Annotated in this window: 21 protein-coding genes and 1 pseudogene; 2 read left to right on the top strand and 20 right to left on the bottom strand. The window is 52.1% G+C overall.

The genetic code is table 11. The features are described from left to right. Window positions 1–123 precede the first annotated feature (123 nt). The 18 genes and pseudogenes from NNL21_RS17625 to NNL21_RS17540 form a co-directional block, all read right to left on the bottom strand. On the bottom strand, window positions 124–327 hold the full coding sequence (locus NNL21_RS17625; RefSeq protein WP_204822175.1) for a hypothetical protein: 204 nt from the start codon (window positions 325–327) through the stop codon (window positions 124–126). Further along, complete coding sequence (locus tag NNL21_RS17620; RefSeq protein ID WP_204822174.1) at window positions 324–1,271, bottom strand: hypothetical protein; 948 nt, start codon at window positions 1,269–1,271, stop codon at window positions 324–326. The genes NNL21_RS17625 and NNL21_RS17620 overlap by 4 nt, the downstream gene beginning before the upstream one ends. Beyond that, window positions 1,268–1,597, bottom strand: coding sequence for an RNA polymerase sigma factor (locus NNL21_RS17615; RefSeq protein WP_204822173.1), 330 nt, complete (start codon window positions 1,595–1,597; stop codon window positions 1,268–1,270). The genes NNL21_RS17620 and NNL21_RS17615 overlap by 4 nt, the downstream gene beginning before the upstream one ends. Continuing rightward, the gene (locus NNL21_RS17610; RefSeq protein ID WP_204822172.1) at window positions 1,543–1,791 is read right to left on the bottom strand and encodes an RNA polymerase sigma factor; all 249 of its coding nucleotides are present in this window, start codon (window positions 1,789–1,791) and stop codon (window positions 1,543–1,545) included. The genes NNL21_RS17615 and NNL21_RS17610 overlap by 55 nt, the downstream gene beginning before the upstream one ends. 291 nt (window positions 1,792–2,082) lie before the next feature. Beyond that, window positions 2,083–2,898, bottom strand: a complete 816-nt coding sequence (locus tag NNL21_RS17605; RefSeq protein ID WP_204822171.1) for an ABC transporter permease — start codon at window positions 2,896–2,898, stop codon at window positions 2,083–2,085. Further along, window positions 2,895–3,902, bottom strand: coding sequence for an ATP-binding cassette domain-containing protein (locus tag NNL21_RS17600; protein WP_204822170.1), 1,008 nt, complete (start codon window positions 3,900–3,902; stop codon window positions 2,895–2,897). Before NNL21_RS17600 ends, NNL21_RS17605 begins: the two co-directional genes overlap by 4 nt. A 532-nt stretch (window positions 3,903–4,434) precedes the next feature. Then, a pseudogene (locus tag NNL21_RS17595) lies at window positions 4,435–4,833 on the bottom strand (formylglycine-generating enzyme family protein); the annotation flags it as partial. Window positions 4,834–4,950: 117 nt separating this feature from the next. Then, a complete protein-coding gene (locus NNL21_RS17590; protein WP_204822169.1) occupies window positions 4,951–5,124 on the bottom strand; it encodes an FAD-dependent oxidoreductase in 174 nt (57 codons plus the stop codon). Window positions 5,125–5,191: 67 nt separating this feature from the next. Further along, the gene (locus NNL21_RS17585) at window positions 5,192–6,238 is read right to left on the bottom strand and encodes an alpha/beta hydrolase family protein (RefSeq protein ID WP_204822168.1); all 1,047 of its coding nucleotides are present in this window, start codon (window positions 6,236–6,238) and stop codon (window positions 5,192–5,194) included. Window positions 6,239–6,277: 39 nt separating this feature from the next. After that, on the bottom strand, window positions 6,278–8,242 hold the full coding sequence (locus NNL21_RS17580) for a putative phage tail protein (protein WP_204822167.1): 1,965 nt from the start codon (window positions 8,240–8,242) through the stop codon (window positions 6,278–6,280). 229 nt (window positions 8,243–8,471) lie between these two features. Next, window positions 8,472–9,734 (bottom strand): Gfo/Idh/MocA family protein, encoded by a 1,263-nt coding sequence (locus NNL21_RS17575; RefSeq protein ID WP_204822200.1) that lies wholly within the window; start codon window positions 9,732–9,734, stop codon window positions 8,472–8,474. A gap of 6 nt (window positions 9,735–9,740) precedes the next feature. Further along, the gene (locus NNL21_RS17570) at window positions 9,741–10,571 is read right to left on the bottom strand and encodes a carbohydrate ABC transporter permease (protein WP_204822166.1); all 831 of its coding nucleotides are present in this window, start codon (window positions 10,569–10,571) and stop codon (window positions 9,741–9,743) included. After that, entirely contained in the window at window positions 10,564–11,442 is an 879-nt protein-coding gene (locus NNL21_RS17565) for a carbohydrate ABC transporter permease (protein ID WP_204822165.1), read from the bottom strand. Before NNL21_RS17565 ends, NNL21_RS17570 begins: the two co-directional genes overlap by 8 nt. Before the next feature lie 35 nt (window positions 11,443–11,477). Further along, window positions 11,478–12,791 carry an ABC transporter substrate-binding protein gene (locus NNL21_RS17560; RefSeq protein WP_204822164.1) on the bottom strand — a complete coding sequence of 438 codons (1,314 nt, stop codon included), beginning with the start codon at window positions 12,789–12,791 and terminating at the stop codon, window positions 11,478–11,480. 154 nt (window positions 12,792–12,945) lie between these two features. Then, window positions 12,946–13,359: an SDR family NAD(P)-dependent oxidoreductase gene (locus NNL21_RS17555; RefSeq protein WP_204822163.1), complete on the bottom strand. Its 414-nt coding sequence runs from the start codon at window positions 13,357–13,359 to the stop codon at window positions 12,946–12,948. A 101-nt stretch (window positions 13,360–13,460) separates the two neighbouring features. After that, complete coding sequence (locus NNL21_RS17550) at window positions 13,461–13,754, bottom strand: alanine racemase (RefSeq protein WP_204822162.1); 294 nt, start codon at window positions 13,752–13,754, stop codon at window positions 13,461–13,463. Continuing rightward, window positions 13,720–13,926, bottom strand: a complete 207-nt coding sequence (locus NNL21_RS17545; RefSeq protein ID WP_204822161.1) for a hypothetical protein — start codon at window positions 13,924–13,926, stop codon at window positions 13,720–13,722. Before NNL21_RS17545 ends, NNL21_RS17550 begins: the two co-directional genes overlap by 35 nt. A 42-nt stretch (window positions 13,927–13,968) precedes the next feature. Next, window positions 13,969–14,754, bottom strand: a complete 786-nt coding sequence (locus tag NNL21_RS17540) for an IclR family transcriptional regulator (RefSeq protein ID WP_204822160.1) — start codon at window positions 14,752–14,754, stop codon at window positions 13,969–13,971. A 353-nt stretch (window positions 14,755–15,107) separates the two neighbouring features. Here NNL21_RS17540 and NNL21_RS36545 point away from each other — a divergent pair, with 353 nt between their 5' ends. Both NNL21_RS36545 and NNL21_RS36540 read left to right on the top strand, forming a co-directional pair. After that, window positions 15,108–15,254, top strand: a complete 147-nt coding sequence (locus tag NNL21_RS36545) for a PAS domain-containing protein (protein ID WP_309145333.1) — start codon at window positions 15,108–15,110, stop codon at window positions 15,252–15,254. Beyond that, window positions 15,227–15,688, top strand: coding sequence for a PAS domain-containing protein (locus NNL21_RS36540; RefSeq protein ID WP_309145339.1), 462 nt, complete (start codon window positions 15,227–15,229; stop codon window positions 15,686–15,688). Before NNL21_RS36545 ends, NNL21_RS36540 begins: the two co-directional genes overlap by 28 nt. A 320-nt stretch (window positions 15,689–16,008) precedes the next feature. On the opposite strand, the gene NNL21_RS17530 is transcribed toward NNL21_RS36540, so the two are convergent. Both NNL21_RS17530 and NNL21_RS17525 read right to left on the bottom strand, forming a co-directional pair. Then, the gene (locus NNL21_RS17530; RefSeq protein WP_204822159.1) at window positions 16,009–16,155 is read right to left on the bottom strand and encodes a hypothetical protein; all 147 of its coding nucleotides are present in this window, start codon (window positions 16,153–16,155) and stop codon (window positions 16,009–16,011) included. Window positions 16,156–16,431: 276 nt separating this feature from the next. Further along, window positions 16,432–17,457: a GntR family transcriptional regulator gene (locus NNL21_RS17525; RefSeq protein ID WP_204822158.1), complete on the bottom strand. Its 1,026-nt coding sequence runs from the start codon at window positions 17,455–17,457 to the stop codon at window positions 16,432–16,434. Between the last annotated feature and the right edge of the window lie 43 nt (window positions 17,458–17,500).

Raw genomic sequence — 17,500 nt, 5'->3', positions numbered from 1 at the left:
GATTTCCCTTTTGCGTCCTATCTCAGCATGCCGGTGTGAGCGGGATGACGGCGTCAAAAACAGGCTCGCTCCCCCTGTACGAAGAAAACCGGCAAAAGCGTCTTCGCTGCTGCCGGGTGTAACCTACTTCAGTTTGATGACTCTGCCGGTGATTACGCCATTCTCATCTCTGGAAAATTGAAGCGCCATCATTCTTGTATCGTCCCCACTGAAGTTTACGGCTTCGGAATATCCCGTTTGGCCTTCCGCAAACAACTGTTCAGGTGAGATCTTAACACTCCAGCCCTCATACTCATAGTTGATTCTCCCCTCGTCGTCGTAGGTCACTTCTTTGACGGATTCAGGATAACCGTGCCATCAGGTAATTTTTTCTTCAGTTCTTCCATCCTCTTCACCATTGCCGCTTCAGCGTCATCAACGGGGCCAGCTGGATTAGCCGTGGTATCTGAGGAAGGCTCCTTCAATAGGTCCTTCAGATAAGCCTCGGCCTGAGCGGTGTCGGCTTTCGCTTTGTCCAAGGGAAGATCAAACAGAATGGCGGTTCCTTTATAGTCTGTTTTGGGGCTTATTTCGCCCGTTGCTTCATTATAAGCGTAAGCTTTGTTGTTAAAGAAGGTATCGCCGCTGCTGACAGCCAGGTACACGCCTCTATCGGCGAACATTTCCACGTCATCGCATTCAATCAGTCTGTACATAATACCGTCCACCACGAGCTCGCTGTAACCGCCATTCATGGTGATGATGTTGACCTGCCACGGCTTCTGTCCTTTAATGAATGGAGATATGAAGAAAGGCTCTTGTCCGTATTCCGGGTCGCTTGTAGCCGGCATTGGACTGCCGTCCTGTTTGGCGATGGATACGACAGCATACGTCCGCTCCGGATTGATATCCTGCGCAGAACTGTTCAATCCAGATAGCCCGACCCCTGAGACGATCCCGTGCAAAGTAAAATTATAATCGCCGGAAGCAACCGATTGATTAACTTCTATTGCGTCACGGCTTTCAAATGCTTGGGCCAGAACCTGGTCACCCAGATGCTGTGCAACCTGCTTGGAGCTGAATAGCTGCGCCGCCGCAACAGCCGTGATGGACAAGACGAGCGTACATACAGCAACCAGCACGCCGATGGATATCCGCTTTGAATTCACGCGTTTCATTCTATTTCTCTCCTTATACCGATTGATGATGCTTTCATTCAATTCCTCTTCGGGCTCTGCTGCCGGAGCAAGGGCTTGCCTCAGCAGTCCATCCCACTTTTCGGAATCGTTCATCGGACTTCAACCTCCAATGTCTTTTTCATGGCCTTGCGGGCCTGGAAAAGACGGCTTTTGACTGTTCCAGGCGGAATCCTCAGCGCCGAAGCGATCTCATCGACGGACATTTCCGCGGTGTAGTACATATAGAGCGGCAGCTTCAACTTATCGCCCAGCCTGTCAGCCGCAGCTTGTATCATGCCGCTAAGCTCGTAGGACAGCACGGCATCCTCCGGCGTCGCTTCTCCCCTATGCCGGCAGGCCTTGTCCACTGCTTCGTTGAGCTCTGCTATGGGTGCAATCCTCTGCCTCCAGGCAAATTTCCGGCGTTTGTTTTTGCGCAATTGGATCGCAATGGAGATGAGAAATCCCTTGGGATTTTGCTCGCGTCTATTTTATGCCGCACTTCCATTGCCTTCAGGAACGTTTCCTGATAGAGATCATCCGCATCCGCTTTATTTCCCGCAAGCTTATGGCAAAATCCGTAGATCGCTTTGCCATGCAGCTTGATCAGATCGCTCAACTCATCGATATCCAAGTAGCTGCTCCTTTCCGAATGGCCATTCATCTATATATTGTCATAACCCTGCAGTCGGTTCACTCGATGATAGGGATATTTTCCATACTCGGAGTAATCTCGGATCTCGGGACAATCAGCCATGCTCCAAAACACATGCATCATGCATCGCAGCCTCATTAAGGCGCATACCTTCTGAAAAGTTAATTATACGAAAAGGCGCATACCTTCTGAAAAGTTAATTATACGAAAAAAAACGGCATCTCTGCCGTTTCGGTTTAAGCTTTTGCCGGATTAGTGATTTAGTCGGACTCAAGTCCGGCGCATATAGGCACGTACGGTAAGGGGGGCAAAAATCGCTACAATGACAGCCGCGCCGATGAGGGAGATCATAAGGTCCCAGCCCACGGTTCCGGAGTTAGCAAGATCCCGGACGGCAGTAACGAGGTGCGAGATTGGATTGATGTTAACAAACCACTGGAGCCAGTCCGGCATGGTCTTGACTGGAACGAACGCATTGGATAGAAATGTGAGCGGGAATAGCACAATCATCGATATCCCCTGTACGCTCGAGGCCGTACGGGCAATGACGCCGAAGAAGGCGAAGATCCAGCTGATTGCCCAGGAGCAGGCAATCACGAGAACCGCGGCAATGGCGACATGACCAAGACCCCCGGCGGGTTGATAGCCCATAATATATCCCATTGTAAAGGTAAGCACAGTCGCTATCGTATACCGGACGGTATCAGCCAACAAGGCTCCCGCCAGCGGCGCAATACGCGCGATAGGCAGTGACTTGAATCGGTCAAACACGCCTTTGTCCATATCCTCGCGCAGCTGGACGCCGGTTACGATTGAGGTCGTGATTACGGTCTGCACGAGGATGCCGGGAATGATCACCGGCAAATAGCTCTGTACATCACCGGAGATGGCCCCGCCAAAGATGTAAGTGAACATCAGAGTGAAAATGATGGGCTGGAACGTAACATCGAACAACTGCTCTGGTGTGCGCCGAATCTTCAGCAGCCCGCGATAGGCCATCGTCAAAGAGTTGCGTACCGACTGGCCGAAGCTCGTGTAGTTTTTCAATTGAAGCCCAGCGCCCGCTTTACTTGAATGACTTCTCATAGGATTGCCTCCTTCGCTTTGGTCGCGTCATCTTCCACACCATGGCCAGTGATGGTTAGAAACACCTCGTCAAGTGTCGGCTTCTGCACGCTGATCTCGGCCAAGTGAATCCCCGCCGCCCGGAGGGCGATAAGCAGATCGGTAACCCGGTCGGCATCTGCCATCGGCGCAGTTATTTTCCCGGCTTCCGATGACACATTCGACTGGACATGAAGCACCTGCTCGATGGTCTGGCGGGCATACTCGATATCCCGTGGATGTTGAACTCTCAAATGCAGCGATGAGGTCCCGACCGACGCTTTCAGTTCATCCACGGTCCCCTCAGCGACGACACGGCCGCGATCGATAACGGCGATCCGGTCCGCCAACTGATCCGCTTCATCGAGATATTGCGTTGTCAGCAATACGGTCGAACCCGTATTCACCAACCGGCGGATCGTATCCCACATCTGAGCGCGGGTGCGCGGGTCCAGCCCGGTAGTCGGTTCGTCCAGGAAGATAAGCGGCGGCTGTGCAATGAGACTCGCGGCCAAATCCAGCCGGCGGCGCATGCCGCCGGAGAAATTTTTGAGCGGCCGTCTCGCGGCCTCCGACAAACCGAATTCCTCAAGCAAATCCTCCGCTTTTCGCCGCGCCTCTGCGCGGCTTAGCCCGAGCAGACGGGAGAAGATGATCAAGTTCTCGGTAGCGCTGAGCGACTCATCGACCGATGCGTATTGACCGGTCACTCCGATCAATTGACGGACAATTTGCGACTCCTTCAGCACATCGTACCCGAAGATTCGCGACGAGCCCGCGTCTGGACGAAGCAAGGTCGCCAGCATTCGGATTGTGGTGGTTTTGCCTGCTCCATTGGGACCGAGCACCCCATAGATCGTACCAGCGCGGACGTTCAAGTCCACACCGTCCACTGCATGATTGTTCCCAAATGTTTTCATGAGTCCACGGGCTTCAACTGCCCATTCACTGTTTCCCGATACAGCTTTCCTATCCTTATTATTCATTGTAATCCTCCTTCTTATTGCTGCTAAGGGAATGATAGCTCACATTTATGAACTGAATATAAACAAGGAAACGTGTTTCGGATTGGACTTCCGCCCCGGTCCATCCATCTCTGCCGTTTGAGTATCTTCCTGCATTGTAATGAATTCCAGGCATCCGTTTCACCATCTGGAGAATAATGGTTTACGTATCGGTCTCCAGGCGGAAAGAAGGTTGACCGCATGGGCATGTTGTGCCGATGACGGCCGATCAGGCATCGACATCGGCGAGTTTGGGCATTTTACTTGCGCGCCGAACAAGTTGTAACAGCGCTTCAGGCTTTGGCTGAACTGGATGAAGCGCAGCTCCGTTCGCGTTATGATTTCCCGGCAATGGTTCGCGGAACTAAACCTTTAGGGGTTCATCTTCCCTCGGCTAACCACATAAAAAACGCAACCCTAGTCAGGGTTGCGTTGAGAAAGAGGCCATCTATCTTTTCACAGTTTGAGGCCGATATGTCTATTTTTTAGTTTGCGCTAGCTCTTTTTCGCCCTCTTACAGGGACCTGGCGAGACGAAAACCGAGATCATCGATTCGAAACGTTGGATGACTGCGGCGTCGGCAAGTTGCTCCACAGCCTCTCGCCTCTTCCGCCCAACTGCCGCCGCGGAACACTCTGTAGGAGCCGTACACTTCGACATCGTATTGATCCCAGCACCACTCCCAGACATTTCCTAACATATCGTAGAGTCCCCACGCATTCGGCAGCTTTTGGCCTACCTTATGTACCATGCCTTCCGAGTTTTCATGATACCAAGCGATTTCATCCAGCTCACCATATCGATAACCGCCCGTTCCAGCTTTACACGCATACTGCCATTCCGCTTCGGTAGGAAGGCGATATCCATTCGCCTCCCTGCTGCAGACGACGCTCTCGCCATCATCGCTGATTGACTTGAGTGTTGCGAAAATAATGCCGTCGACGATAGGAGTAAAAGGTTAGAAAATGAGAATCTTCGTCGAATCCATAAATAGAAGAAGGACAACGCCTTTGGATAGAGAAATTGTTGTTCACCACAAACCACAATTTCCAAGAAAAGGAGATGTCCCTCTCTTATGGTATCCCTCTAAGACAGCCCGAAGTCCCATCCGGCCCGCTTGGACCGCGGCGGCGATACCGGCCGGCGTACCGCCGTAAATGCACAGGTCGGCTTCGATCCGCTGAGGTTCGGCGCCATTATTCAATTCCGGTTTATAATAGAAGAGTTACTGAAAATCGACCATAGGAAACCTCCCTTCTGTCCCGTATACGTTATGTCGCGGTATTGGCCGTCCCTGATGTCACGGTACCATCCGGCGTCAGGATCCGATACGGGTACGGACGTCTCGCCGTTACTTTAAATTGATTGCGTCCCAAATCGTAAGAGACGCGTGCAATGTGGTCGATATGGTCCAAATAAATGACGAACTGCTTCGTATACAAATATCCGCCGATGACGAAGGACCCGCATGAAGGAATATCTATCGATTTGGCGTGTGACTGAAAGTGATCATCTTTCTCCTGCCCCAGCCTCCGCAGTTCCTCTTCGGTCAAACGGTCGGTATGCTCTTCTCCGCCTACACCAATAAGCTCACGGTACCGGATAAGCGGGCTCTTGCCCGACTTCTCAGCCGCACGCATGTAGCTGCGGCTTTGGCCGACCGGCACCCGCGAGTCGAAGGTTCCGTGCGCGAGCAGCAGCGGAGTGAGCTGGTTTTCCGCCAAACAAGCGCCGCTCCTTGCCTCGAAGGGCTCCGGTTCGTCCCAAGGGGCACAGCCGATCCATGCGTCCATATCATCGCGGAACTCGCCGATCCGATCGGTCGCATACCATTCCGCATAATCGGAAATGCCATACAGCGCCACGGCAGCCGCGAACAAATCAGGAAACTTGTTAATAGCAGCCAGCACGTTACCGCCGCCTCCGCTGCCGCCTGCAACAAAGACGACAGCGGGATCGACGAGCCATTCCGAGTAATGCCGCTGCACGAGCTTGACAGCGTCGTATATATCGACAAGCTCATACCCGTTGCAGTCGGGCGAGCCTTCGGAATACGCTCTTCCCCGCATATCCACTTGGACGACAAGATAATCGTTCCCCGGCAGCGGAGAATCCCGTTTCTGCGGCTCCGGCATACTCATGTGCAATCCATGCAGCCGAACCAGAAGGAACGATGGCTTCTCGGGTTTTATAACGTTCATTGCCAGCAACGTGCCTGGAGTAACGGATGATTCATAGTACAGGAAGTCCTGGTAGGATGAACTCCATTCGAGCCGTATGCCGGCCGTTTCCTTGCGAACGTCATTCCCGTAAGTCATAGTTATTCACCTTCCTGCGTCATTAATCGGCGCGATCCATCAACTGACGGATGCGCCCAAGCCGAACCAGCCTCCGACCGCGTTCGTGATTTCCCAGTTCCCGTCCGTTCTTCCAAGCAAGGAAATCGTATCTCCCGGATTTGCGGAGCTGACAGTCCCACTGCTTCCGGCTGGCGTCAGAATCGACGCGCCCGCCTGCGTCGCAATCGTCAGGGCGTAAGCCGTATCCACGAAAAACGTAAATGCATAACCCTTCTTCGCCGCCAGAAGCGAAAGTGTGATATCGCCAGACGCGCTGGTGTTTGTTATCTTACAGCCGATCTCATTCAATCCGACCAGTCCTGAAGAAACAATCGGGGTTACCTGCTGCGTCAGGTTGGCGATCACCACCTCTTCGGCTGTCGGTTCGATATAATACAGATTCTGAGTTCCTCCTCTGGCACTGCAGTTGACATACTTAACGCCGCGGATAAGCTCGTTTGCGTTCTTCTTGGTCGTGAATCCGCGCAGGATAAGCGGCGGGTTTCGTTCATCAATCGATTCGCAATCGTAATATTCCACATTCCCGATTACAGCCCGCGCCTGCTGCGGCACCGTTGTCACGATGAAGGAGGAACCGAAACCGTAAGGATCATCCGGCTGGTTCACCGTATTGCAGTTCACGGCCCTGCACCGGATAAACGTGGTCTTCACGCTGTCCTGGGAGTTGGATAAAACCGAGTAACCCGCATACTGTTCATTTTCGGCCACGCAATCGATCACCCTGATTTCTCCTTTAACAGCTTTAGCTCCGTCTCCTCCGCTGTTGTACGATGAGCCGAACGAATTTCCTTTCGTACGGCAATTTTCAAACGTGATGTCGACGCGCTCGCTTACAGCACTCAGTTTTTGCAGGGAGATGAGAAACCCGCGTCCGACGTTCCCCTCTGCGGAACAGCCTGCAAACCGAATCCGTTTCAGCAGATCCAGCACACTGTTCGGCTCGATATCGACGCCGCTTTTCGGTGAGGTCCCATACGAGAAATTGAAACCGCAATTCTCGGCCAGAAATCCGTCAACGCTTATGATGGACAACCCCTGCCTGCGGTTGTTGTTGGCCGTGCAATTCCGCAGCACAATGTTCTTGCAGTAGAGCTGCGTCGCTTGGTAAGCGCCTACATAAAATCCGTCGCCGCCGCTGTCATTGGCGTTCACTCGTTCGATGACAACGTTCTCCGAACCGCTGATATCGAAAATATGAGCTTGCTCGCCGGTTGTGTAAACGGCTTTGTTCATCTGCAGCGTCGCTCCATTTCCGATGATGTGGACATTGCGGACATTCAAGATCCGGATCAGCCGTTCAAACGGGGATTGACGGCTTAATGTATCGATCGCCTGCACGACCGTTCCGGGCGCAAATTCAATCACAGTATCGCCTGGAACATATAATTGTCCGGTGAGATAGTAGCCGTTCCGATGTTTCGGAATAATTAGCTTCCTGCCTGCCGCCGCATTTAACGCGCTTTGCAGCGGCTGTGTATCGACCGTTACCCCGTCTCCCTTCGTTCCGAACCACGAAGCGAGCAGTGTATCACCATATACGCGCTTAAACCTGCGTCCAGTGGTGGAGACAAGAACCGTTCCGTTATTGTCAACGGTTGTCGTATCGGCCGCATCGTACAGGAAAAACCCTTCCCTGCCCGCATCCGTCACATAAAAAGCATACTTCGGATCAGGGGCGCTGGTTATCCTCAATTGATCAACTGTGGTCGTAATGCATAGTCCCAGATTCTTCAAAGGCGAATCGGCTCCGCCAGACACCGTTCCGGATACCGTTGCTTCTTGGCCGTAAGTCACCCCAAGTTTCCGCCCGAACAGCAAACCTTCCGATGCCAGTACAACTCCGGCCGCACCGAGTGAGGCCAACAATTTTCTTCTGCTCATCAACATACCCGGCTTTTGCTGAGTGCCGCTTGATTCCTTCTGCTCCGGATAGTCCGCTCCATTCGTTTCTTTGTCCGCCATTTCAATCCCTCCGCATCAAGGCTAATTCCTTCGTTAACCTTCTTTCCGATCTGCGATGGATATCTTTAATCAGGTTTACCGGCATTCCGATAGCAAAATACGGCAGTTATGATCCCGGCTGCCGTCCGCGGCACGATTCCAAGTCTGATGCTGCGGACGCAGACGGCCTAGACGGCCTTCGAGTTAAAACAAGGAGCGGGCTTCCAGGTATGCGAGATGAAGAGTTACATCAATTGGTCGCCTGCTCGTGTACGGTATGGACATAATCGTCAAATACGACTGTCTGACCCGTCATCCGGGAATGCTCCGCGGCAAATGCCAGCATATGGCTCTGGGCGGACACTCTGCCGTGCGAGCTTTCTTGAAGCGCCTCCTTGTCCCGGAGCAGTTGAACGATATCGCGAACCATGCCATAATCGCCTCCGCTGTGCCCGCCCTCGAGTCTGGGCGGTACAATCCGCTCCCGCTGTCCCGAAAACAGCAGAAGGTCGATCTCGTTCTTCTCCAGATGTCCGCGGATTTCTCCTTCAGAACCCATAATTTTAAACGTTCTGGAGCTTTCTTGGGTAAAGGCGGTCATCGTGAATGCGGCCGTCACCCCCTTTCGGAACTGCATCGTTACGACTTGGTGGTCGACAACGTCGTTATCGCAGCGAAACACGCATCTGCCGTACGGGCCTTCCTTAATTGCCTTCCACCGTTGTTCGAGTTTCGACTCCGGACTAACCGCGTTATAGGGCCATTCATCCTTTTCGTTGAAGTACCATTTAATCGCGGAATAAGGACATTCCATCTCAACGGCACAGCCGTCCGTGCACCGTTCCGTCGAGCCCTCCGGGGCATGCTCCTTATTGAAATAGTACAGTCCGCCAAATGAAGAAATCCAGCGGCAATCGTCACCCGTCAACCATTGAATCAAATCAAGATCGTGACAGCATTTGGCGAGCAGCATCGGGCTGGATTGTTGTGTATTGCGCCAATTTCCCCGTACATAGCTATGCGCCTGATGCCAGTACCCGACATTTTCGTTCCACTGAATTGAAACAACGGAGCCGATCCGATTGTCCGAGAGCAGCTTTTTAACCGTCTGAAAAAATGGCGTGTATCGCAGCACATGGCAGACCAGCAGCGCTTTCCCCTGGCGCTCTGCCTCTTCGGCTAGCTTTAACGTTTCATCGGGTCTGGGGGACATCGGCTTCTCCAGCATGACATGATAGCCTTGGCGCAATGCTTTCATGGCCGGCTCGTAATGCTCGTTGTCCTGTGTGCAAATAAGTGCAAAATCGGCAAGCCGCGGCTTGTCAAGCAGCGCTTCCCAAGAATCGTATTGCCCGTTTCCGGCGATACCATGCTGCTTCGCGAACCGCAGTCTTCTGTGCTCGTCGGGTTCGGCGACGGCGAGAAATTGGAGCTCATGCGGGTGCTTCAATGCATAGGGGGCGTAGGCCCGCGTCCCTCTAGCGCCCGCACCGATCAATACGGCTCGGATCATCTTCACTCACCCTTTCATCCCGGTCGAGGCGATGCCCTGCACAAAATGCTTTTGCGCGAACAGGAACACAATAAGCACCGGCAGCACGGTAATGACTGCCCCGGCCATAATAAGCGTCATCCGGTTCTCCACTTCGTTCTTCAGAAACAACAGGCCAAGCGGCAGTGTGTACATTTTTTTGTCCTGCAGGTAAATGAGCGGCTCGAGCGTATTGTTCCAGGCGCTGATGAACGTGAACACCGCGAGTGCCGACAATGCCGGTTTGGATAGAGGCATATAGATCATATAGAAAATTTTCCATGGATTAGCTCCATCCACATACGCGGCGTCGAACAATTCCCGCGGCAGCGTCTTGAAAAACTGATGCAGCAGAAAGATGCCGAACGCCCCTCCCAGAAAGCTGCGTAATATGAGCGGGTAAAACGTATCCAGTGCCCCGAACGATTTCCAAATAAAATAGGTGGGTATCATCGTAATTTGCGACGGCAGCATCATCGTGCCGAGCATCGCCAGAAAGATGAGGTTGCGCCCGCGAAACTGGAAAAAAGCGAGTCCGTAAGCAACTATTGCGCAGGACGCAACCATGCCGATCAGTTCAAGAACGGTTACAAAGACGCTGTTCATCGTATAGCGCACAAAATTGACCTCGAGCCATACGGTCTTGTAGTTGCTCCACATGACCGGGTCCGGAATGAGCTTGGGAGGCAGCGTCAGTTCGTTCCCCGCTTTCATGAGCGAAGTGGAAATCATCCAGAAGAAAGGAATGAGCATGATCACCGCCCCTGCGACCAGGACGAGATAGACGATCCATTGGAGCGCTGCGGATGGTCTATTCATAGTGAACCCACCTCTTCTCCAGCTTCTTCTGCATCAGTGTGGTAGCCAGGATGATAAAGAATAGTCCCCAAGCCATCGCCGAGGCGCCGCCCATTTTAAAGTTCATAAAGGCATCGCGGTAAATAAGAATGTTCGGCACCAAGTTGCGGTCTGCAACCGCCGTAATGTCTCCTAACATGACGAGAAAGACGTCGAACGCATGGAAGGCCGAGATCGTCGATAAAATCATGACCATGTACACCATGGGAGATACGATCGGAAGGGTGATCTTGGCGAACAGCGTCCAGCCGGAAGCTCCGTCCATGCGCGCCGCTTCCACCATTTCATTCGAAATGTTCTGCATGCCGGCCAATATGAGCACCATCGAGTAACCGGCGCCTTTCCATATGTTCACCACGGCAATGGAGCCGATGACAATCCACCAATGACCGCTCCGCACCCAATCGACCGGCGATAGCCGCAACCTTTCGAGAAGCCAGTTCAAAATGCCGTAATCGTTATGGTAAATCCACAGCCAGATCATGCCTCCGGCTACCCACGGCGTAATGACGGGAAGAAAATAGACCATGCGGAACAGAGATTTGCCGGCAATTTGCCGGTTTAACAAATAGGCGAGAATGAGCGCGAAGGCTGTCTGAAGAGGAACAAATAGAATGGAGAAATAAAGGATATTGCGAAGGGACAGCCAGAACGTTTCCCGGCTTAGGAACTGTATCCAATTTTTCAGTCCGACCCATTGAGGCGGATTGAACAAATCCCATTTTGTGAAGGTCAGATAGAGGGAGAATAGAAACGGGAATATGAAAAAGACAACCAATTGCAGCAGAAAAGGAAAGGTGAAGATGAAGCCCCAATAGCCTTGTTTACGCATCGTACACCTCATTTATGACGGTAATCGGCATACGCTTATCGGTTCTCGTCGAGAATGGCTTGAACCTTCTGTTGAATCTCCTTCGCGCCTTCCTCCGGGGATCTCTTCCCGTCCATGATGTCATCGAGAATCGGGTTCGCCGCCGCTCTCCACTCGTTCCAGGTCGGATTTTCATCCAGCGTGCCGCCGGCCTCCTTAATGCCTTCCGTATACGCCTTTTTGTTGCCGGGCTTAAATGTCATCTTCTCAACCGCTTCCAGGGCGGTCTTCTTTACTGGAAGACTGGCGCCGCTTTCCGACAGAAAAGTTTGCGCCTCGTCGCTCAAATAATAGTTGAGAAACGTCCATGCTGCTTCTTTCGCTTCCGGCTTCGCTTTTGAATAGATCATCCATTCGTTCACGACCATGGGCACAAACCTGTTGCCGTTAAAGCCGACCGGCATTTTCACCGTATCCCAATCCATGTCAGGGTTGTTTTTGTTGATGGGGACCTGACTCGAATACTGCAGAAATACCATTGCAGCCTTGCCGTTCTCAAAAAACTTGCCGGTCTTCGCCAATTCACGGCTCGGACTGATCTTCAGCTTGTTGATCGTATCCGCCCAGTAGGTTAACCCTTCAATCGATTTCGGGTCGGTAAATGCGGCTTTCGTCAATGAGGCGTCCAGTGCGGAGCCGCCGGTCGCTTTCATCCACGGAAGCCAGCCCAGCGTGATGTTGTTGCCCGTCTGAAAGCCGTAAATGTCGGGTTTGCCATCGCCATTCGTATCCTTCGTCAGCTTCTTCGCCGTTTCGATCATATCCTGATACGTCCAGTCGTCGGTCGGAAACGGGATTTTGTTTTCTTGAAAAATCGTTTTGTTGTAGGCGAGAGCGCCTGCGTTAATTCCGTGGGGGATGCCGTATACTTTGCCGTCGGCCGTTCGGGCCGAGAACAGCGCATCCGCGTAGTCCTCCGTCTTTAAATCCCGTTTGATATAGGGCTCTAGATTCTCCGCCACCCCCCGCGCGCCGTAGCCGAGAATGACGGCGTTTTCCTGGAACCATATATCAGGAGGGTTGTTGCCGGCGATCCGGGTAATAATTTTCGTAGTGAAATCAGCCCAGGGCGCTTCTTCGATTTCCAGCTTAATGTTCGGATATTTGGCGTGGAACCCGTCGATGATTTTCTTGCTTGTTATGTCGTAGCCCCCGGGCAAACCGATCTTCAATTCGACCTCCTTGGGTGGTGGGTTATCCGTATTCGGCGCGTTGCCGCCAGATGGTTTGTTTTCTGTCTGATCCGTAGAGCAAGCCGCCACCGAAAGCGCAATTAAGATGGATGTGAATACAATCTTTAATGCTTTCATGGAAAACCCTCCTCAATATCATGACAAGTTCGCTGAAACCAACCGCTCGCCGCGTCCATTTTCAAAAAAAACGGCCATGTTCGTTTCTGTGCGCATCACCTCCTTCAAGATAATTTGATAATCTGACCGCCGTCGATTACAAGACAATGGCCATTCATTTAGCCGCCGCCAGACCGTTGACGCTGGACACATTGATAATCGATCCTCCACTGCCGCGCTTCGTCATCTCCTGAGCCACACGCTGCGCGGTTATGAATGTTCCTTTCAAATTAACAGCTACATGGCGGTCCCATTCCTCTTCGGTAATTTCCAGGAAGGAAGCGGGGCTGCATACCCCTGCATTGTTGACCAGCACATCGATGCCGCCCCATTCATCCAGCACGGTGCCTACCATCGCTATCGCTTCGGCTGTACGGAAGACGTCCGCTTCAATCGCAAGCGCCTCGCCACCAAGAATATAGGTCGAATCCGCAGGAGCGCCGCCGCCGACATTATCCGAGCCTTCAACCAGGACGACCGGCCCTTCATCAATATCCAGAGAAGCTGCAACAGCCTCCTGTGGCGTCATGCCGGCAATCCCGAACCGTTCGCAGAGGCCGAGCCCACGCTAATTTCCCGAGTCGGTATGCCTTCACCTCAAGCCTCCAACCTCCAGCAGTCGCTTCGTCGCTACAAGTCCTTCCGCTTCCAGGCGTGCGGTACTGCGCACCTCATCGAGTTTCGTTGGCCCGTATGCCCTCCGTGCGTCATCAGACCGACAACCTCAACTCCGGGCAGAGCCGAGATCCAGATCCGCTTCACCAATTCGGCTGTCGGCTGCCCCGGCTCGCGGCCCATACGGTTCAAACCCGTGTTGACATCGACATAGAGCGGAATTTTGCGATGGATCGCTTCTCCCAGATCGGATAATCCCTTGGCCACCGTCTCATCATCCGTGCTTGCGGTAATGCTGGCGCGCTCCATCAGTCTGCGAAGCCGCTCCAGCTTCTGTCTGCCGAATCCAGATGCTTTTATGCGTTTTAATGTGAGGCCTCAGCTTGACGCCTGCCCGACCGGCGACCTCCGCAGTTTGACGCAGGTTGCGGTCCAGCAGGTCCAGATCGACCAGCACGGCCGGCGTTTCGATTTCTTCCATGTTGACTCATCTGCTGTCTTCCTCCCTCTGACAATGAGAATGCTAGGCCTGCACATGTCCCAGCTTTAGCGAAATAAGACCTGCCGACCGCTTCATCTCTTCCGCAATTTCCTGAAGGCGCTCCTTCGGAAAACGATGCAGTGCTCCGGATAAGCTGATCGCCCCGACCGCCTTGCCGAACATATCGAAGATCGGAACAGCGATGCATCGCGCCCCTTCCACGACCTCCTGATCGTCTACCGCATAGCCCGCTTGCCGAATGGTTTCAAGCTGCTCCAGCAACTTGCCCTTATCGACGATCGTATAGTCGGTTATTTTTTGAAGCGACATTTCGCTGACAAGCCGGTTTCGTTCCGGCTCTTCCATGAAAGCGGTTATCGCTTTGCCCATGGCAGTTGCATGCAGCGGCGCCTTCGATCCGACCCGGTCCGTCATTCGAAGAGCAAATGTCCCTTCGATAATTTCGAGATATAAGACCTCTCCGTTGGACAATACCCCGAGGTTTACGGTATCGCCATACCGTTCCATCAGACGGTTCATCTCGGGAATAGCCGAGCCGCGCAGATTGTTTTTCTCTAGCAGATTCCGGGTGATGATCAAATTTTTGTAGCCGAGACAATACTTCCCGTCGCTATCGCTTCGCTCCACATACCCCCTTTTCTCCAGGGTGAGGATGATGCGGTACAGCGATGACTTCGGCTGCTTGAGCAGATCCACCAGTTCGATCAGGCTGGCAGATTCCCGTTCGGACAGCAGCTCAATCAATTCAAGCGCTTTCTCGATCGAATAAATCGTGTACCTGTCTTGCTTCTCCTGCTCTTCTTTCATTGCGACGTCTCCTGTCCCCACGATAATCCATAAATGGTTAAATCATCTCAGGATGTTTCACTAATTGAAACCTTGGTTTTAATGTATTTCTAAAACCAGTTTGCTATTCTGTAAAGATTTGTTTTCGAACGAAGATTCAATAGCCATTTTATAACCTGAAAAGATTCTTACATGTATACTGTTTTATATTCTTCTGCTGACAAGCCGATGCATCCTTAAAATTATTATCGCGCCGGCCTTCGCAATCGAGCATCTCGTCCACGCTTTTTGTTAGTTCAACTAAATTATTGTTTGTTCACTTCGCAAATATGCTTCGATTTGACCATCTACTAATCTGAACAGGAGGTTCGCGAATGGAATCGGTCTCGCACAACTTGCAGTTTCTTACCGATCTGACGAAAGGCATTGCGGCGCGGTTCGGAGACAACTACGAGGTAATCCTGCATGATCTGACGCGCCCCTACGAAGTACGATCGTTGCGATCGAGAACGGGCACGTAACCGGTCGCAATGTCGGCGATCCCGGGACGAATCTTGGGCTTGAATTAATAAGGGGCACGGCCGATGGCGGCAACCGGCACAATTATGTAACGCAGACGAAGGACGGACGCATATTGCGCTCAACATCGTTGTATATGAAAAATGACAGCGGTCAGATGATCGGCTCGTTGTGCATTAATTTTGACATAACGGAATTGACGGTTGCGGAGAAAACGCTGCAATCCCTTACGGCAAGCGGGCTGCTTACTCTGGAGCAGGCCGTCCGCAAGCTGACCTCGTTCCCGGCTCAGCGCTTCAAGCTTGGCAAGCGGGGTCTTATTGTGCCCTTATACTCGGCGGATCTTGTCGTAATCAATCCCGATCTTAGTTTTCATAATCGCATGAAGCAGGAAAATCAGTCTGGTGTCACTGCGTGGTTACTGCTCATGTCGTAAGCGAAAACCATTTCCGCAGGAGTACTTCGGGCAAATCATCGTTACGTGTATCAACAAGCCCTGGAGAAAGACCATTATTCGACATCCTAAAGCACCTCAAGATCCCTGCCTGAACAACCGAGTTATCCGTCCTGCTACAAGTCTGCCCATTTTCGATAGTTCCGTAGGAAATCGCAATACTCAAGTTATTGAATAACATTCCTTTAGTCCCGAGTGCCGGGAAAGCAAATTACAAAAGAGGATCGCATCATTCCATGAGACATCTACAACCGGAGATTGAGGATCGTCATGAGGTCCAACTGCCTTTTGCAGTATCGAGCCTATATAACGCTTTCGTAACCGTAAAGCGGTGCAAGCAGCAATGCATTCACCTGTGCCGTCCAGGTTGTCTTGATTCGATCATCCCTTAATTGAATTTCACCTGCAGGAATTCTCACCATCGGATATTCAACCTTTGCTATACTCATTAGGATCCTCCTGGTTAGCATTTACTTGTCGCCCATTGAAAAACCTTAACACAATAACAAAACGCAACCCTTAACCGGTTGCGTTGCGTCGATTGCCATATTGGGGCCGCCCGTAGTCTTCTGAAGAGAAGTACGAGCGGCATATGAGAAATCGTGCATATTCTACACATCTTTACTTACAACAATAATCGATAATCAGCCGATGCGTATTTCCATTCTTTAGTATTTCCTATGTATATTTTTTAGTTTGCGCCTCATTTGCTCTGACAGCGGTCCTCATTCCCAATTGAATAAGACCAGCTCGCCCTGCACCGGGTAGCTGCGTGGCTGCCACGACTCGCCTTGATTGTTCTGCGCGATGAGTCGCTGGTAAGCCTTTATGGCCATCTCTTTCATCGGCTGCCTATAGACGATCATTCGATACTTGGTCATTTCCGGAAGAAAGTCAATGACAGCTAATTCGATTTCCTTCCATCCGCGAATGTCCAAGTATCGGGCCGCTGCCAGCCCTATGGGCCCGTTGCAGCACAGAATTTTCGCCGGCAACGCTTGTTCTTCCTGCAGCCGCTGCAATAGAGAGATCGTCTCCCGCTCGATATCTCCTCCCCACGGAACCCGGTACAGCTTGCCGCCGCCGGCTGCGATAAACGCCTGCTCCCGTTCAAGCTCGCTCGGCATATTCAAGCCTTCATAGCCAATGAAGAGGATTTCTTCCGCGGAGGTGGGGCTCAGTTTGTCGTAGAGTGCCGTAACTGCGTGACTGTTGTCCAGCCCGACCGAGTCGGCTACGTTCGTATCGAACAGCTGGTCGAAAAAAACCAGATTCATTCCGATCGAACGCAGCCTTGTCAACAGCTCGTAATCAATACGATCCGTTTGCGGCCATAACACAACATTGCGAATATTTTTCTTAATGAACCGATAATACAGCTCATGAGAGGACAAATCCTGACCTTGAAAATCCTGCTTGAACAGAACAAGCGATCCGTTCTCCTCCGCTACTTGCTCGAAGTGCTCCATGAACGAGGCGAAGAAAGGATTGTGCACCGGGGCCACCAAGGCAATAATCTCAAGAGAGCTGGAGAAGCCGCCCCTCCGAAACGAAACGATCGTTCCCTGCCCCTGTACGCTTGCCACCAATCCTTCCTTCTTCATCTCGTCAAGCGCCCTGCGAACGGTCACGCGACTCATCCCATAGGTTTCGCACAGCGTATGCTCCGTGGGAAGCACATCGCCGCTCTTGTAGGTGCCGTCCAATATTTGCTTCACAATCTGGTCTTTTAGCGTTGCGTACAAAGACATCCCGTTTCGTCCAACCTTTCTTGATGCTTCCATTCCTATCTAT

Origin of the sequence: Paenibacillus mendelii, from assembly GCF_024498075.1 — a bacterium.
In the GTDB taxonomy this organism is placed as follows: Bacteria; Bacillota; Bacilli; order Paenibacillales; family Paenibacillaceae; genus Paenibacillus_Z; species Paenibacillus_Z mendelii.
Note: the sequence above shows the minus strand (reverse complement) of the source record. Positions and strands in the feature narration are given on the sequence as shown.

Bases quoted from the DNA above. Each gene is read 5' to 3' on its own strand.
- NNL21_RS17620 (WP_204822174.1), bottom strand. From the start codon at position 1,271: ATGAACGATTCCGAAAAGTGGGATGGACTGCTGAGGCAAGCCCTTGCT.
- NNL21_RS17605 (WP_204822171.1), bottom strand. From the start codon at position 2,898: ATGAGAAGTCATTCAAGTAAAGCGGGCGCTGGGCTTCAATTGAAAAAC.
- NNL21_RS17600 (WP_204822170.1), bottom strand. From the start codon at position 3,902: ATGAATAATAAGGATAGGAAAGCTGTATCGGGAAACAGTGAATGGGCA.
- NNL21_RS17585 (WP_204822168.1), bottom strand. From the start codon at position 6,238: ATGACTTACGGGAATGACGTTCGCAAGGAAACGGCCGGCATACGGCTC.
- NNL21_RS17580 (WP_204822167.1), bottom strand. From the start codon at position 8,242: ATGGCGGACAAAGAAACGAATGGAGCGGACTATCCGGAGCAGAAGGAA.
- NNL21_RS17575 (WP_204822200.1), bottom strand. From the start codon at position 9,734: ATGATCCGAGCCGTATTGATCGGTGCGGGCGCTAGAGGGACGCGGGCC.
- NNL21_RS17570 (WP_204822166.1), bottom strand. From the start codon at position 10,571: ATGAATAGACCATCCGCAGCGCTCCAATGGATCGTCTATCTCGTCCTG.
- NNL21_RS17565 (WP_204822165.1), bottom strand. From the start codon at position 11,442: ATGCGTAAACAAGGCTATTGGGGCTTCATCTTCACCTTTCCTTTTCTG.
- NNL21_RS17560 (WP_204822164.1), bottom strand. From the start codon at position 12,791: ATGAAAGCATTAAAGATTGTATTCACATCCATCTTAATTGCGCTTTCG.
- NNL21_RS17555 (WP_204822163.1), bottom strand. From the start codon at position 13,359: ATGACGCCACAGGAGGCTGTTGCAGCTTCTCTGGATATTGATGAAGGG.
- NNL21_RS17550 (WP_204822162.1), bottom strand. From the start codon at position 13,754: ATGGAGCGCGCCAGCATTACCGCAAGCACGGATGATGAGACGGTGGCC.
- NNL21_RS17545 (WP_204822161.1), bottom strand. From the start codon at position 13,926: ATGGAAGAAATCGAAACGCCGGCCGTGCTGGTCGATCTGGACCTGCTG.
- NNL21_RS17540 (WP_204822160.1), bottom strand. From the start codon at position 14,754: ATGAAAGAAGAGCAGGAGAAGCAAGACAGGTACACGATTTATTCGATC.
- NNL21_RS36545 (WP_309145333.1), top strand. From the start codon at position 15,108: ATGGAATCGGTCTCGCACAACTTGCAGTTTCTTACCGATCTGACGAAA.
- NNL21_RS17530 (WP_204822159.1), bottom strand. From the start codon at position 16,155: ATGAGTATAGCAAAGGTTGAATATCCGATGGTGAGAATTCCTGCAGGT.
- NNL21_RS17525 (WP_204822158.1), bottom strand. From the start codon at position 17,457: ATGTCTTTGTACGCAACGCTAAAAGACCAGATTGTGAAGCAAATATTG.